Raw genomic sequence first — 15,864 nt, forward strand, 5'->3', positions numbered from 1 at the left:
GTCAGTGAAACATTTTTTGGATTGACGAGGCAGAAAAAGTAAAGATGTTAAATTAACAACAATCAATAAAGCCGTAAAATAAAGAATTTAAAAACATTTTAAAACTTTTTGTTGACTTTCTTTATTTTTTGTATAGAATAATCATTAATAAAATGTTTCAGAGATGTGACAACAAAACGACTATGAAAGGACGAGTAGTAGTAGGACGTAGTTTAAGCGAGTCAGGGGTGGTGTGAGCCTGATACGAAGCCTATTATGAAGAACCTCCTGGAGTTGCTAACCGAAATCCTTTATAGGAAAGTAGACTTAGCCGGGAACTTCGCCGTTACAAGAAGAACAGTATCGAGATATTTCATCTCCGTATTGTATAAGTGAGCAACCTCTGTTGCTAATTTGGGTGGTACCGCGGAACCAAAGCCTTTCGTCCCAGTTTTTTGGGAAAGAAGGGCTTTTTTTGTTGGCTTCTTTTCACAACATCCAAACATTTTAGGAGGAAACCACCATGTATCAATCATTAATGACAGTAAGAGAGACTCAAATCGCAATTAAGGAAGTTAAAACATTTTTCGAGGACCAATTAGCAAGACGCCTTGAACTATTCCGCGTATCTGCACCATTATTCGTAACGAAAAAATCAGGATTAAACGATCACCTAAACGGTGTAGAACGCCCAATTGAATTTGATATGTTACATTCAGGAGAAGAATTAGAAATTGTTCATTCACTAGCGAAATGGAAACGATTTGCATTACATGAATACGGATACGAAGCTGGTGAAGGTTTATATACAAACATGAACGCGATTCGTCGTGATGAAGAACTTGATGCAACGCATTCCATTTACGTTGACCAATGGGATTGGGAAAAAATCGTTCAAAAAGAATGGCGTACTGTCGATTACTTACAAAAAACAGTACAAACAATTTATGGAATATTCAAAGATTTAGAAGATCATTTATTTGAAAAATATCCGTTCCTTGGAAAGTATTTACCAGAAGAGATTGTTTTCATTACTTCCCAAGAACTAGAAGATAAATATCCAGAATTAACACCGAAAGATCGTGAGCATGCAATTGCAAAAGAACACGGTGCAGTCTTCATTATCGGAATTGGTGATGCACTTCGTTCAGGTGAAAAGCATGACGGACGCGCAGCTGATTATGACGATTGGAAATTAAACGGTGACATTTTATTCTGGCACCCAGTACTACAATCTTCATTTGAGTTATCATCAATGGGAATTCGTGTTGATAGTAAATCGCTTGATGAGCAGTTAACGAAAACTGGTGAAGACTTCAAACGTGAGTATGATTTCCATAAAGGTATATTAGAAGACGTACTACCATTAACAATCGGCGGTGGCATTGGACAATCAAGAATGTGCATGTACTTCTTACGTAAAGCACATATCGGTGAAGTTCAATCTTCTGTATGGCCTGACGATTTACGTGCAGCTTGTAAAAAAGAAAACATTCATCTGTTTTAATAGAAGTGAGGGAATAGCTTAAATATAGAGCTATTCCCTCTTTTTTAAATTGTGTAAACGAATGGTTTACAGAGAGTTTTACTAATGGTTTCTTTCATTTATATCTCTTTTTATGTAATAATTTGTTAAAGGAGGGGACGTTATGAGCATAGGAGAGCAGCTAAAAAAACTACGAGAATCAAAGGGGTTTTCGCAAGAGGATGTTGCTAAAAAGATTGGTGTGACGAGGCAAGCAGTGTACAAATGGGAAAATGATAAAAGTTATCCTGATATTGATAATCTAATTTTACTAAGCGAAATGTACAATGTTACGCTTGATGAGTTAATAAAAGGGAAACAGAATATTAAAGAAAAAATACATATTGATGAAGAAGATGAGGATTTTGAGAAAGAGAATGATTTTGGTTTTTATATTGGGTTTGGATTGCTAATTATGAGTGCATTCATTGATTATGAAGGAATACAAGTATTTGTATTAGGAGTTGCACTATTCATGATGGTTTTTTATTCGAATGTGAAGAAAGTTATTTTGAATGAATATAGATCGTTTTTTCAAGAGAAAGAGCGAAAAGATATATGTGATAAAAAGTAAGAAGAGTTAGTTATATTTCCTAGGAAAGGGTATAACGAATATTTTTATTGTATTATAATGATTTTGGGATATCGGTAATATGAAAGCTATTTGGGTAGATCCTTGAAATCTATATGTAAAATGATAATAAAGTTATTTAATTTTAAAAGCTCAAACAAGCATAACCCCGGTCTAAAGCTAGGACGGGGTTCAAAATATAATAATAAAATCGCTTAAGAGTCTACGTTTTATTCAATGATAGTGCCTTTTTATAAAACGTCACTTGCTTATTTATTACCGAGTTCTTCCGCTAAACCGATTAAAATTCCTTCGACTCCACGAATGTAGCAGAGACGATACGAGTTCTCGTACTGAACTACTTCGCCAACGAGCTCTGCACCATGCTTAGTGAGTCTCGATACCATTTCGTCAATATCTTGAACGGTGAACATGACGCGTAGATAACCGAGGGTGTTTACAGGAGCTTTTCGGTGATCTGCTATAGTAGGAGGGGTGAGAAATCGCGAAAGTTCAATTCGGTTGTGGCCATCTGGAGTGACCATCATAGCGATCTCTACGCACTGAGAGCCGAGTCCAGTTACGCGACCAGCCCATTCACCTTCGACATTGGCTCGCCCTTCGAGGTTCAAGCCAATTTCCTCGAAGAAAGAGATTGCGTTATCAAGAGATTCTACAACAATGCTGACATTGTCCATTCGTAGTAATTTGTTTTTTGCCATATTCTTATCTCCTTATGTATGAAAGTTTATTATTTAATCATCCTCATAATTATACTACTAAGTAGTTACAAATTCCTTTCAGTCAAAAACACCTTGTCGTAGTATAGGAAAATGTGACAAGGTGTTTTTTTATATGTCATATAGCATCTTGTTAACGAACAGCCTTTATTTAATAGGAAGGAAGTAGATTAATATGATTTTTTTATAAGTGTTACTGAACATATCAAATTAGCTCATTTGCACGAAAGGCTCAATTTTCGCCATAAATGATTGATGCAGTGCCTCAACACCTGTTACTAAATGAAGGCGGTCAATAACGACAGACACTTTAATTTCTGATGTACTTACCATTTTAATATGAATATCTTCTTCTTTTAAAGTAGTAAACATATTTGCAGCGACACCAGGGTTAGATACCATGCCAGATCCTACGATTGATACTTTTGCTAAATGATTTTCATATTCTACTGCTTCATAGTGAAGTGCCTCTTGATTTTGTTCCAATACTTCTAATGTTTCTCTTAAATCATTAGAATGGATGGAGAAGGAGAGATGAACAGTTCCTTCATTTGTAATACTTTGAATGATGATATCTACATTAATATGTGCCGCTGCTAATGTAGAGAAAACAGTTGAAAGTGAACCTTGTTCTAATCCTTTCACTGTGATGCGTGTAATATTATCTTCAAATGCAATACCTTTAACGATTGATTGTTGTTCCATGTTACATTCTCCTTTTACAATTGTTCCGTTTTCTTGTTCCATACTTGAGCGAACTTCTAAAATGACATTATGATTTTTAGCAAACTCAACAGCACGCGGGTGTAATACACCAGCACCGAGGTTTGCAAGTTCTAACATTTCGTCATAAGAAATTTCATCTAATTTATAAGCATCTTTTACAACTCGTGGATCCGTCGTATATACGCCGGTCACATCTGTGTAAATATCACATTTTTTTGCGTTTAGTGCAGCAGCTAATGCGACAGCAGTTGTATCAGAACCGCCTCGTCCAAGCGTTGTAATTTCAAAATCTTCACTGACTCCTTGGAAACCAGCTACAATAACAATCGTGCCTTTAGTAAGATAAGACTGAATTCGATCTGTATTAATTTCAGTAATCCGTGCACTACTATGTACAGATTCTGTCGTAATACCAGCTTGCCATCCTGTTAATGAAATTGCACGATAGCCTTTTGTTTGCAGTGCCATTGTTAATAATGAAATAGTTACTTGCTCTCCTGTCGATAGAAGCATATCCATTTCGCGTTTACTTGGATTTTCTGTAATTGCGTTAGCGAGTGCGACAAGTTCATCCGTGCTTTTTCCCATTGCTGAAACGACAGAGACAACGCTATGACCTCGTTCATATTCTTCAATAATTAAATTTGCTACATGTTGAATGCGCTCGACGCTTCCGACAGAAGTGCCACCAAATTTTTGAACAATTGTTTCCATTGCAAATTCCTTCTTTCGTCTATTTTTAAGAATAGATTAGGAAATATATAAATCCCAATACTCCTGTAGTTACCAGAAAGACAAACAAAAAACACCATCTCAAATAAGTGAGGATGGTGCTGTTACAGGAAAAGGGAAACAGAAAACGGAGCTAATAAAAAAACCGCCAAAAAAGGAATATCATAAAAAATGATATCTCTTTTTTGTAGATAGCTCTTCATACATACACGTCTGTACATATGACAGTTCTGTTTCTATTCGAAAACAGCCCCAATTGATAAATGCAGAGAAATTTATCAATTTCGGCAATACTTCCTTTCATCTAAGTTCATAGACATCTCTGTGTCTCCATTAGAATACTCATAAGTATTGCAACCTCTATCTCACGTTTTAGGCGAGAGTGTTTGATTTATGAAGTTGTTGGTAACATTTGTTTTATAATAATTTAAATTTTTCGGGGAATCAAGTGTTTTATATATATTTTAAAAATTCTTTCTTTTTCTGAGGAAGTTTGTGAAAAATGTAGCAAAATAAATTCATTGCATGTACATTAAACTTATAGTGCATAGGAGGTGGGAGAATGAAAAGGAAACAGCCTATTTATGTTGCGACAAAAATGAACACGACGATGGGAAAATTACGGGAATATACGCAAGAACCAGATATACATACAGAGTGGGATGCTCGCTTTACTGAAATTTCGTATTTAGAGAAAAAAGAAGGAGAACCACAGAAGTTTTTGTATAAAACAAAGATTGGATTTGGGCTTGAAATAGCTGGAGAAGGGGAATCAATAGGTGAAATAAGAAAAGATATTTTAACGCAGTTATGCAATTGGATGGAAACGAAAATGAAATTGTAGATTATTTTGGCGAACCACATTTACTCGTTTCTACACTGCATTTTCATATCGATGAGTTAGGGGCAATGCATATTTCTTCAAAGAAACAATGGTTTTATATGTTTGGAAGAAAAATGCCGTTACCAAAATTTTTGTATGGTGAAGCAAAAATTGTTGAAAGTTATGATGCAACACTACAGTGTTTTCGAATTCATGTACAAGTACGAAACCCGTTAATTGGCTCGCTTTTTTCATATAAGGGAACATTTGTGGAAAGGAAATAAACGATATGAAAAATATAATATTTGGGCTTGCTTGTTATGTTGTTTTTCTAATATATGAGTGGTCGAATATAAATCCTGTTGAAGCAATTATATTATTATCTGTTTTATTATTTATACCAATGTCACTTTGTATTAGTGATAAAAGAAAAAGAGATGGATCGTATTTATTATTTTATAAATTCGTATCGTTTTTATATCCAATCGCAGCAATTTGTGCAATGCTAGCTTTCGTCACAAATCACTATGTATTTGCGCTAGTTTGGTTTGTATATACAGGAATCGTTGCGTTATTTGGTGTAAGTAGATTGCTAGAAAGAGGATGGAAGCCGTTAGAAGAGATCGCCATAGATAGTGCGTTTATTTATTTGTTTTTAGGTGGTTTTTGGTTTTTTGCTTCAGCAGCAAAACTTTCAATTATGCATTTTAGCTCTGACATTGTTTTACTCACAGCTGCACATTTTCATTATTCGGCGTTTCTATTGCCATTATCAGCTGGTTTAATAGGGAGAAAAAGAGAAAAGAGAAGTAAAGTATATGATGCTATTATGTTTATCATCATGATTTCACCTATGACAGTTGCAATAGGAATTACATACTCGAGAATATTTGAATTTTTTGCAGTGCTCCTATATTTATGTGCGATTTATGGATATGGATTTTACGTTTGGAGAGCAAAATTTAATGCTATCAGTGCAAAGATTCTTTTAATCGTTTCGTCTAGTACACTCATGGTTACAATTATGTTCTCACTTATATACTCATACGGGAATTTGAAGCATGTAATGACGATTACAATTGCTCAAATGGTTTGGATTCACGGTGTTGTCAACGGAATTGGAGTAGCGTTACCGGCATTTGTCGGCTGGATGATCGAAAAGAGTGTTCCGAATTATAAATACTATGGGAAACCAATGAGTAAATTAAGAGGAAGTGTGGCAATTGGTGAGGCTTTTTTATATAGCGACAATTTAGTAGGCAGTAAGGAATACAACGGTTTAGTTGATCAAATAACTGATTTTCATAGTGAGTCATTTGACGTGACGAAGGTACCTTTAAGTATTATTCGTTTTTATGAAAATACAACAGAGTATGAGTTGCAATCAAATATTAAATGGGCTCGTTGGTTCCGCCTATTTGCATTTTGTTATGAGAAAATGAGCAAGCATGTAGGACAAATACATTTAGGAATGGGCGACAAGTGGGAAACGATGCATGGCTCTATCATTGGTGTAATGGATGAGGAAGATGGAAGAGAGAATGTAAGGGCTTGGCTAAGGAAAAATGAAGCAGGTGAATCTATTTTTGTAGCTCTTTATTCAAAGCATACAGATAAGGATGAGACATATATGAATATCGCCTTGCCTTTACCTTATTCGAATATGACTGGTATTTTGAGGCTATGTAATGATAATCATGATTTAATCATTACTAGTAAGTTAAGAGAAAATGGCCAGGGAGATGAGGGGATTTATTTACATACTCGGTTCTTAACAATCCGTTTACCGTTAGCAGAGACTTTCATCATTACAGAGGGTAAGGATAAAATGTTAACAGCTCATCATAGCATGTGGCTATTTGGACTTGAATTTTTACATATTCATTATAAGATTGAAAAAATTGCACAGAAGTAAGAAAGGCTTGGATGGGTTTCCAAGCTTTTTTATGTATGGGTAATTGTCATAGAAATTTGTTTATTTAGCTCATTATCCCAAACACGTTGAATTTCAAAAGTGCCTGTTTCAAAAAATAATGGGAATCTTTCTTTAAACCAAGTTTGCATAGGTAGCTTTAGTGCTGTATCGATTGGTATCCATAAGAAAGAATAAGCCCTAAAGAAATTAGGACTTATTCTTCATTAAATACAAATGTTTGTTTCATTTTTTTACCTTCATTTACCGGATGGCCGTTATAAGAGAAATTCTTTTCTTCCCAAGTGATCACAACTTTAAAATTATGACTATTAAAGTCTAATGGGAATACCATGTAGTCAAAGCTTGTATGACTTTTAGAAATATTTTCATTAGGTGTAGTAGGTTTAAAGGTAGCTTTAGAGGTAGGATTGTTATCAAGTATTTCCACAGATACGTTTGATACATCATGACCGATGTTTTTTACGAGTAAACTATACGTATCAAATACACCTTGCTTTGGCTGGATTGCTTGCTTGTTTGAGTTATGAGATTTATCAATTTCGACATACCATTGTTTAGACTTTGACGCAATCGGTAGTGACTGAAATGTGTAAGCACTAGCTTGCATTGGTAGTGCTAAACATATAAGCGTAAAGAGAGTTAATATTTTTCGTTTCATTTTTTGAGAGCTCCCATTCTTTAATGGATTTACTTGTTATTATCTTCTTTTCATAAGTAAATATACCATATAATGTAAAGTGGTTATTGTGAGTAGTGAATCAATATCTTATTCACTACTCTTATAGCTGGCATAATTACGTATGTAGTAAGAAAGAATAAATTTGTTTTTTCTATACTTAGATTGCCGCCCTTTTTAAAAGGGCTATTTTTACGTTTTAATAAAAAGAATATACTAAGAGTTCCGTATAAATTATTTGTTTTAATGTAGTTAAATGTACTTGTATATGTGAAATTAGAGAGGGAAGCTGTGTAGAGATGTTTCTACACAGCTATTTAGGATATGAAAAAATTACCAAAAATATGTTAAAATAACATTGTCATACAACAAGGGGGATTTGTTTTATGGAAAATGGACATCTTGCTAAAGTAGACTTAACGAAAAAAATTGAATCAAAATCTAAGTACAATAAGAAATTAGAAAAATATCAAAGGCACTTATTAGCATTACAGCAAATTTTGAAAGAAGAAAAAATCGCGGTTATGCTTGTTATGGAAGGATGGGATGCGGCTGGTAAAGGTGGGGCAATTAAGCGGGTGACGGAACATCTTGACCCGCGTGGGTTCCAAGTAAATCCAATTGGAGCGCCTGCACCTCATGAAAAACGTTACCATTATTTGCAACGTTTCTGGCGTAAAATTCCACAGTACGGGCAAATCACCATTTTTGATCGCTCATGGTACGGTCGTGTGTTAGTTGAGCGTGTTGAAGGATTTGCTACAAAGGAAGAGTGGATGAGAGCATATGATGAGATTAATGATTTTGAAAAACTACTAACAGATGACCATTACATAATAGGGAAGTTCTTCTACCATATAAGTAAAGAGGAACAGTTAAAGAGATTTAAAGATAGAGAGAAAAATCCTTTGAAAAGATGGAAAATTACAGACGAAGATTGGCGTAATCGTGAAAAATGGGATGAATATGTTGAAGCAATGGAAGACATGTTTGAAAAAACAAGTAAGCCAAATGCGAAGTGGCATATTATTGAAAGTAACGATAAATTGTATGCTCGTGTGAAAACGTTAAAAATTATTATTTCATTCATTGAGGATTATTTCTTAGAACATGGTATAGAATTGCCTTCTTATTATTATGAAATGAAAGAGGATATCGAAGTTTTGCAAGATGTAGGTGTTAAAGAGTAAAAAAGAAAATGGTCCTGTGAATTGGTGAAACCAAATTATGGGGCTTTTTTATTTAGAAACATTTTACAATTAACAGAATAAGGTATATAATCAATAATCATATTAATATTGTTGATATGATTATTGATTATATACTATGTGGGGGTTTTACTTTGAAGGGAAGAGATGTTGTTTTAGGTTTATTAATGGAAAAGGAATTGTCTGGTTACGATATTAAAATTGTGTTTGAAGACGTATTTACTCATTTTTTTGATGGAAGTTTTGGAATGATTTATCCAACGTTACGACAATTGGAGAATGAAGGGAAAATAAAAAAAGAGGTTGTCATGCAAGAGGGAAAACCGAATAAGAAAATGTACTTTATTACAGATGAGGGGCGTGAAGAATTTTATCAATACATGCAGACACCTGTAGAGAAGGATGTTTTACGTTCGGATTTTTTAATGAGAATGTATTTTGGTAACTATAGTGATGATGTAACAATAAAAAAATGGATTAAAGATGAAATTGAAAGAAAAGAAGCGTACATTGCAGATCTTCGATTGAAATATGAAAAGTGGAGAGTAGGTATTACTTTCGTCGAAGAAATTTCACTAGATGTAGGTATTGCATCGTATAGTGCACAAGTGGAGACTTTGAAGAAAAAATTAGAAGAGTTAGAGGCGAAAGAAAACAATAAAACAGAAGAATGAAAAACGCGTTCACAATAAATAAAGGGGTATATAAAGATGGAGCAATCAAAGGGTATTAAGATTGTCTTTTTAATGTGTCTAGGTATCTTTCTTTGTATGATTGATACGACAATTATGAATATAGCTTTACCGGCAATACAATCGAGTGTAAATACTTCGTTAGAAAAGATGTCTTGGGTATTAAATGTTTATACAATGACGATTGCAGTACTTGCCATTCCGTTAGGGCGGATAGCTGATATCTTTGGAAAAGCAAAGATGTATATTCTTGGTCTGGTGATTTTTGGTGGTGGATCGGTACTTTGCGCTTTTGCTAATACAGGTGATTTTCTTATTTTTTCTCGTTTTATACAAAGTATTGGGGCAGCAATTTTATTTCCAACAAGTATGGTAATTGGTGTATCAGCTATGCCGTTAGCTAAAAGGCATGTTGCGCTTGCAATTTTAGGAGTAACACAAGGATTGTCAGCTGCTATGGGACCAGTAATAGGTGGAATTATTACGCAAAATTTAGGATGGAGATGGGTGTTCTTCGTTAATGTTCCGGTTTGTATAATAGGAATCGTGTTATGTTGCATCATGCTACAAATAAAAAATGAAGAACGTATTATCTCAAAAATAGATTGGATAGGACTACTATTAAGTAGCACAGCAATTTTTTCATTTACTCTCATATTAGTAAAAGGTAATACATGGGGATGGCAAAGTAATATTGCTTTGTCTTGTTATGCAATTAGCACTATTTCTCTTATTCTATTTGTTTTAGTAGAACGAAAGATTCATAATCCAATGGTGAATTTAAAGTTATTTCAAGATCGAATGTTTGTCGGAGCGTCAATCGTTGTTATATTGAGTAATTTATTTTTAATTGGAGTTACTGTATTGCTTCCAACTTTCTTGACGAAACTACAAGGTCGAACGGAAATTGAAGCGGCTTTTTTAGTGACACCAATTTCAGCAATGATATTTTTTGTCTCACCAGTTGCAGCAACTTTAATTGAAAAACTCGGAAAAGTAACTATTATTTTGTCAGGATTTCTTGTTATGGGGCTTTCCTACTATTGGTTGCAAATAATAAATGTTAATTCAACAAATATAGAAATTATTATTCCATGTATGATATTAGGTGTTGGATATGGTTTAGTAGTGGGGCCAATTACAGTTTTAAGTGCTTCTTCATTTGAAGGAGAACTGTTAACTGCTTCTCAAAGTGTTGTATCAATGTTACGACAAGTTGGAATTGTATTGGCGGTTGCAATATTTGTCTCTAATTTAACTCACAATTTAACTGTAAATAAAGAAAAAGTATATCGTTATGCAGAAGAAAAGGTGCGTACTATTCATGTGAATAGTACTGAGCAAACTGAAATTTTACAAATGACTAAAGAGAAAATAGAGAATCAAAGTTTAGAGTCGAATATAAATAAGAAACAAAATGCAATGACAATGGGATTAAGTAAAGAGAAAAAGGAAGAATTGATTCGCGACAAGACGGATGAAATATTAAGAGAAGTTCCAGTAGAATATAGAGATGTAAAAAGAGAAGAAGTTATGAGGCAAGTGACAAAAGAAGTTGAAAAACAAGAGGAAAGTATAAAGAAAGAGGTACTCACATTTTCGAATGATGTGAATCATTATGCCAAGAATCAGATGGCAATGAGTTTTACAGATTTATATAAAGCAAGTGTGCCAATTATTTTAATTTGTGCTTTCGTAAGTTTGTTGTTTTGGGAAGGGAAAGCTTTGAGTAAAAAGAGAAGGGGAAGATTAGTAGAAGAAGCGTAAAGAAAAACAGGCTATAGCAGCCTGTTTTTTTCATTGTTTTCTCCTTGCATATTGTGAATAGTAGTATTTTTAATATAGCATGGGATAAGTCGAGTATGATTAGAAAGTTTTTTAGAATGAAAGGAAGGAATGGAAAATGCCATTGAATATGTAACGTTATACATAGTACATTAACAAGAGGGATTAATTTTAAAAGGAGGATGGGGAATTGCTAGATAAGGCAGGGGCTTTAATAGATAATCATGTGTACACAGAAGAAGAGCAACAAAAACTATACAAACGAACGTTAATAATCGTCAGCATTTCACAAATGTTTGGCGGTGCAGGACTAGCTGCTGGTATTACAGTGGGAGCACTTCTTGCGCAGCAAATGCTTGGAACAGATGCATTTGCAGGATTACCAACTGCTATGTTTACATTAGGATCGGCATTAGCAGCTTTCATAGTAGGGAAGCTTTCGCAACGATATGGACGCCGGATAGGTCTTGCAACAGGGTTTATAGTAGGCGGATTTGGAGCAATTGGTGTTGTAATGGCAGCTTTAACAAATAGTATTATTCTTTTACTTATTTCTTTACTTATATATGGTGCCGGTACAGCCACGAATCTACAAGCTCGTTATGCAGGTACAGATTTAGCAGATAAGAAGCAGAGAGCAACGGCTGTTAGTATTACGATGGTAATGACGACTTTCGGTGCAGTTGCAGGACCAAATTTAGTAGGGGGAATGGGAAGTTTTGCTCATTCAATTGGAGTTCCTAAACTTGCAGGTCCGTTCATACTATCGGCAGCAGCATTTATACTGGCGGGTCTAGTTCTTTTTGTTATGCTTCGTCCAGATCCTTTGATTATTGCTAACATAATAGAAAGATATAAACAGGAACATACATATAAAGGACAACCAATAACAGAAGAAGCGAAAGAAAATAAACGAGGTATTACAGTTGGAGCAATCGTAATGATACTTACGCAAATAGTGATGGTTGCGATTATGACGATGACGCCAGTTCATATGGGACACCACGGTCACGGTTTAAGTGCAGTAGGACTTGTGATAGGTTTTCATGTAGGTGCAATGTATCTTCCATCTCTCGTTACAGGAATGTTAATTGATAAAATTGGCCGAACTACAATGAGCATAGCTGGTGGAGTGATTTTACTTGCAGCGGGTGTCATAGCTGCGATAGCGCCAAGTGATTCTTTATTATTATTAATCGTTGCTCTGTCTTTACTTGGGCTAGGATGGAACCTCGGATTGATAAGTGGTACAGCACAAATCGTTGATTCCACAACACCGTCTACACGTGCTAAAACACAAGGGAAAATAGATGTTTTTATTGCGCTAGCTGGAGCTTCTGGTGGAGCAATGTCAGGTATGGTAGTAGCGAATTCAAGTTATGCGGCATTGTCATTGGCTGGAGGCGTGTTAGCGTTATTACTTATTCCTGTTGTGATATGGTCTCGAAAAGGGGCAAGAAATTAAATGAAAAAGAGGTTCTAGTTACTGACTAGAACCTCTTTTTATACACTTAAATTAAATTCCACTCTACAATAAGTCCTAAATGCGTAAGTCCGCCACCAAATCCGTATAGTAAAAGTGTGTCTCCGTTATTTAACCTTCCTTCTTTTATAGCTAAATTTAAAGTGAGTGGAATGGTGACTGAAGAGGTATTCCCCATATATTCCACGCTCGTTAATGTTTTTTGTATTGGAATTTGAGATTTTTCGCAAATAGATTCAATCATTCGTAAGTTAGCGCTGTGGGGTATGAACCAGTCTATATCATCTACTTGCATATTTGCGGTATGTATTAAATCTTTTATGCCTTTTGGCACTGTACGTGTTGCCCATTTATATACTTCTTTTCCATTTTGAACGATTTTTTCATTTGTTTGCAGTGGTGTGCCATTCATAGTAGTAGATAAGTTTGTTCTATATAGATGAATGCCGCCATCACCGTTTGTTCCCATGTGAGCAGCGATAAAGCTTGGGGTGTCTTCATCTCTTTCTAATAAAATAGCTCCAGCACCATCACCGAATAAAATACAGGTCGTTCTATCGCTATAATCAGTAACTTTAGATAATGTCTCTGTCGCTACGACAAGTACTTTTTCATGTGATCCAGAAGTGATTAAGCTATTACCGACGTGTAGTCCATATGTAAAACCAGCACAAGTTGCATTTAAATCAAAAGCTAGTGTATGAGGTATGTTGAAGTATTGTTGTATTTGGCAAGCAACACTAGGGAAAACGTAATCAGCAGTAGTAGTAGCGACAATGATACAGTCGACATCTTCTAAGTTTTTCTTATATGTTGTACATAAATTTTCAATTGCTTTAATGGCTAAGTTTGAGGAGTATTCTTCGTCGCTAGCGATTCTTCTTTCCTTCATTCCTGTTCTTTGTACAATCCATTCATCATTCGTATGGACCATCTTTTCTAAATCGTTATTAGACAATATTTGATCTGGAACATAAGTACCAATTGCAGTAATACGAGATTTAGAATGCATAGGAACATCTCCTAACTTTTATTTTTTATAACCTGATACTAATATTAGGTTATAAAAATGTCAATAAAGATTTTTGTTGTATTAAAACGATAATACTTAACTTACTATGAAGGAATTTGGCGAGTGCTGTAAAAATAATATACGAGAAGTTTCTAAAATTGATAATTGCTTTTGTTATTTTTATTGTGAGAAAAACTCGCAAAAAATGACGATTAAAGTAAAAATATAAAGATTTTCTTTAGTGTGATATAGGTTGTTAAACCTTGTGAAAGCGAATTACTTATGCTACACTTTATGTAACTTAAAATGAACGGAGGGGCTTCCTTTGATCTTAATCAGATTACGTCTCAATACTTTGTGCCAATAATTGAATAGCGCTCAAAGGCTCTGTCTGTGTACAGAGTGAACGGGATTGGTCTGCCTATTTTAAAGGAACCCTTTATTAAGCTTATATGTGAAAAAGAGGGAGGGACGAATACGCCCTCTTTTTGTTTTGCCTTTATAAATAGAATGGGATTGTATAAGTGAACATTTACTGTGGATACGTATACAATCTTGGGACTTTTTGACTATAAAATAGGATGAAAGCATAGCTTTCTTCTATTTCTTTGGTGAACCCTTATCCGTTTACGAAAACACAGGCAGCGACCTGTGTTTTTTATTTTACGTAATCGAAATGGAGGAATAAATATATGGAAGAAGTATTACAAAGAGCAGTTTTAGTTGGAGTAAATGTAGGTAATGAAGATGATTTTGCATATTCGATGGAAGAGTTAACAAATCTTGCGGAAGCTTGTGATGTAGAGGTAATTGGGCAAGTAACGCAAAATTTACAACGAGTAAATCCATCGCATTATATCGGAAAAGGAAAGATTGAAGAAGTTGCAGAGTATGTACAAGAAATAGATGCGAATATGGTTATCTTTAATGATGAATTATCTCCTTCACAAATTCGAAATTTAGAAGAGGATTTAGATTGTAAGGTAATTGATCGTACCATTTTAATTTTAGATATTTTTGCGCAACGTGCGAAAACGAAAGAAGCACAGCTACAAGTAGAAGTAGCACACCTTCAGTATATGATGCCTCGTTTAATCGGTCTTCGTGAATCGTTAGGGAGACAGAGCGGCGGCGTTGGTACGAAAAATAAAGGTGTCGGTGAAAAAAAGTTAGAGTTAGACCGTCGTAAAATCGAAGAACAAATTTCAGTTTTGAATAAAGATTTAGAAGCGCTCGTTGCCCAGCGTCAAACGCAGCGAAAGCAGCGTAAGAAAAATGAAATACCTGTTGTAGCATTAGTAGGTTATACGAATGCAGGAAAGTCAACGACGATGAATGCAATGCTTGAAATTTATAATGGTACAGAAGAAAAACAAGTATTTGAAAAAGATATGTTATTCGCGACGTTAGAAACATCTGTACGAAATATTGATTTGCCAGATAATAAATCATTTTTATTAACAGATACAGTTGGATTTGTAAGTAAATTACCACATCATCTTGTGAAGGCGTTCCGTTCAACGTTAGAAGAAGTAGCGGAAGCAGACCTACTTATTCACGTTGTAGATTACGCAAATCCAAATTATGAACAATTAATTGATATTACAAATGAAACGTTAAAGAAAATTGGAGTAGAAAATATTCCAACGATCTATGCTTATAATAAATCAGATATGGTAGATGTTGAAATTCCGAAAGTGCAAGAAGATCGCGTTTATTTATCAGCGAAGAAACATGTTGGAATTGAAGAACTTGTAGAAATGATTCGCTCACACATCTATAAAGAATATACGAAGTGTGAAATGTTAATTCCATATGATCAAGGACAGGTAGTTTCGTATTTCAATAATCATGCACACGTTTTATCTACGAGTTACGAAAACGAAGGTACCAAATTACAAATAGAATGTAAGACGAGTGATTACGAGAAGTATAAGCATTTTGCAATTTAATGTAAGAGGCAACCCAGTATGTGA

At 34.7% G+C, this 15,864-nt stretch carries 12 protein-coding genes, 3 pseudogenes, 1 riboswitch and 1 other annotated feature; of the genes and pseudogenes, 10 read left to right on the top strand and 5 right to left on the bottom strand.

The window, feature by feature from the left end; translation table 11 throughout:
• The first annotated feature begins 173 nt into the window (after nt 1-173).
• Nucleotides 174-432: a binding site (T-box leader), on the top strand.
• A gap of 70 nt (nt 433-502) precedes the next feature.
• Nucleotides 503-1,486 (top strand): aspartate--ammonia ligase, encoded by a 984-nt coding sequence (gene asnA, locus AC1Q51_RS00310; RefSeq protein WP_000284919.1) that lies wholly within the window; start codon nt 503-505, stop codon nt 1,484-1,486.
• A gap of 142 nt (nt 1,487-1,628) precedes the next feature.
• Nucleotides 1,629-2,078 (top strand): helix-turn-helix domain-containing protein, encoded by a 450-nt coding sequence (locus AC1Q51_RS00315; RefSeq protein WP_023521645.1) that lies wholly within the window; start codon nt 1,629-1,631, stop codon nt 2,076-2,078.
• 266 nt (nt 2,079-2,344) lie between these two features.
• Here AC1Q51_RS00315 and AC1Q51_RS00320 read toward each other — a convergent pair whose 3' ends face one another.
• Nucleotides 2,345-2,797: a VOC family protein gene (locus AC1Q51_RS00320; protein WP_492331294.1), complete on the bottom strand. Its 453-nt coding sequence runs from the start codon at nt 2,795-2,797 to the stop codon at nt 2,345-2,347.
• A gap of 228 nt (nt 2,798-3,025) precedes the next feature.
• Nucleotides 3,026-4,255 (bottom strand): aspartate kinase, encoded by a 1,230-nt coding sequence (locus AC1Q51_RS00325; protein ID WP_492331295.1) that lies wholly within the window; start codon nt 4,253-4,255, stop codon nt 3,026-3,028.
• A gap of 202 nt (nt 4,256-4,457) precedes the next feature.
• Nucleotides 4,458-4,644, bottom strand: a riboswitch (Lysine riboswitch).
• A gap of 191 nt (nt 4,645-4,835) precedes the next feature.
• Between AC1Q51_RS00325 and AC1Q51_RS00330 the strand changes: the two are divergent.
• The 3 genes and pseudogenes from AC1Q51_RS00330 to AC1Q51_RS00340 all read left to right on the top strand — a co-directional run.
• Nucleotides 4,836-5,114, top strand: a pseudogene (locus AC1Q51_RS00330) (hypothetical protein); the annotation flags it as partial.
• Nucleotides 5,057-5,380: pseudogene (locus AC1Q51_RS00335) on the top strand (DUF4166 domain-containing protein); the annotation flags it as partial. The pseudogenes AC1Q51_RS00330 and AC1Q51_RS00335, both read left to right, overlap by 58 nt.
• Before the next feature lie 5 nt (nt 5,381-5,385).
• Nucleotides 5,386-7,011, top strand: coding sequence for a YndJ family protein (locus AC1Q51_RS00340; RefSeq protein ID WP_492331296.1), 1,626 nt, complete (start codon nt 5,386-5,388; stop codon nt 7,009-7,011).
• Nucleotides 7,012-7,040: 29 nt separating this feature from the next.
• Here AC1Q51_RS00340 and AC1Q51_RS00345 read toward each other — a convergent pair.
• A pseudogene (locus AC1Q51_RS00345) lies at nt 7,041-7,196 on the bottom strand (DNA mismatch repair protein MutT); the annotation flags it as partial.
• 29 nt (nt 7,197-7,225) lie between these two features.
• On the bottom strand, nt 7,226-7,690 hold the full coding sequence (locus tag AC1Q51_RS00350) for a YozF family protein (protein ID WP_000823337.1): 465 nt from the start codon (nt 7,688-7,690) through the stop codon (nt 7,226-7,228).
• 404 nt (nt 7,691-8,094) lie between these two features.
• Here AC1Q51_RS00350 and AC1Q51_RS00355 point away from each other — a divergent pair, with 404 nt between their 5' ends.
• The 4 genes from AC1Q51_RS00355 to AC1Q51_RS00370 all read left to right on the top strand — a co-directional run bounded on the left by AC1Q51_RS00355 (nt 8,095) and on the right by AC1Q51_RS00370 (nt 12,858).
• Nucleotides 8,095-8,898, top strand: coding sequence for a polyphosphate kinase 2 family protein (locus AC1Q51_RS00355; protein WP_061666795.1), 804 nt, complete (start codon nt 8,095-8,097; stop codon nt 8,896-8,898).
• A 152-nt stretch (nt 8,899-9,050) separates the two neighbouring features.
• Nucleotides 9,051-9,590 carry a PadR family transcriptional regulator gene (locus AC1Q51_RS00360; protein WP_000678333.1) on the top strand — a complete coding sequence of 180 codons (540 nt, stop codon included), beginning with the start codon at nt 9,051-9,053 and terminating at the stop codon, nt 9,588-9,590.
• Between the two features lie 36 nt (nt 9,591-9,626).
• Nucleotides 9,627-11,375 carry an MDR family MFS transporter gene (locus AC1Q51_RS00365; protein ID WP_492331297.1) on the top strand — a complete coding sequence of 583 codons (1,749 nt, stop codon included), beginning with the start codon at nt 9,627-9,629 and terminating at the stop codon, nt 11,373-11,375.
• Nucleotides 11,376-11,583: 208 nt separating this feature from the next.
• Nucleotides 11,584-12,858: an MFS transporter gene (locus AC1Q51_RS00370; protein WP_000884505.1), complete on the top strand. Its 1,275-nt coding sequence runs from the start codon at nt 11,584-11,586 to the stop codon at nt 12,856-12,858.
• A 46-nt stretch (nt 12,859-12,904) separates the two neighbouring features.
• Here AC1Q51_RS00370 and AC1Q51_RS00375 read toward each other — a convergent pair whose 3' ends face one another.
• Nucleotides 12,905-13,888 carry a ketoacyl-ACP synthase III gene (locus AC1Q51_RS00375; protein ID WP_492331298.1) on the bottom strand — a complete coding sequence of 328 codons (984 nt, stop codon included), beginning with the start codon at nt 13,886-13,888 and terminating at the stop codon, nt 12,905-12,907.
• Nucleotides 13,889-14,580: 692 nt separating this feature from the next.
• Here AC1Q51_RS00375 and hflX point away from each other — a divergent pair.
• Entirely contained in the window at nt 14,581-15,840 is a 1,260-nt protein-coding gene (gene hflX / locus AC1Q51_RS00380) for a GTPase HflX (RefSeq protein WP_098235558.1), read from the top strand.
• Nucleotides 15,841-15,864 lie beyond the last annotated feature (24 nt).

The sequence above is a fragment of the Bacillus sp. MT94 genome (assembly GCF_058792475.1).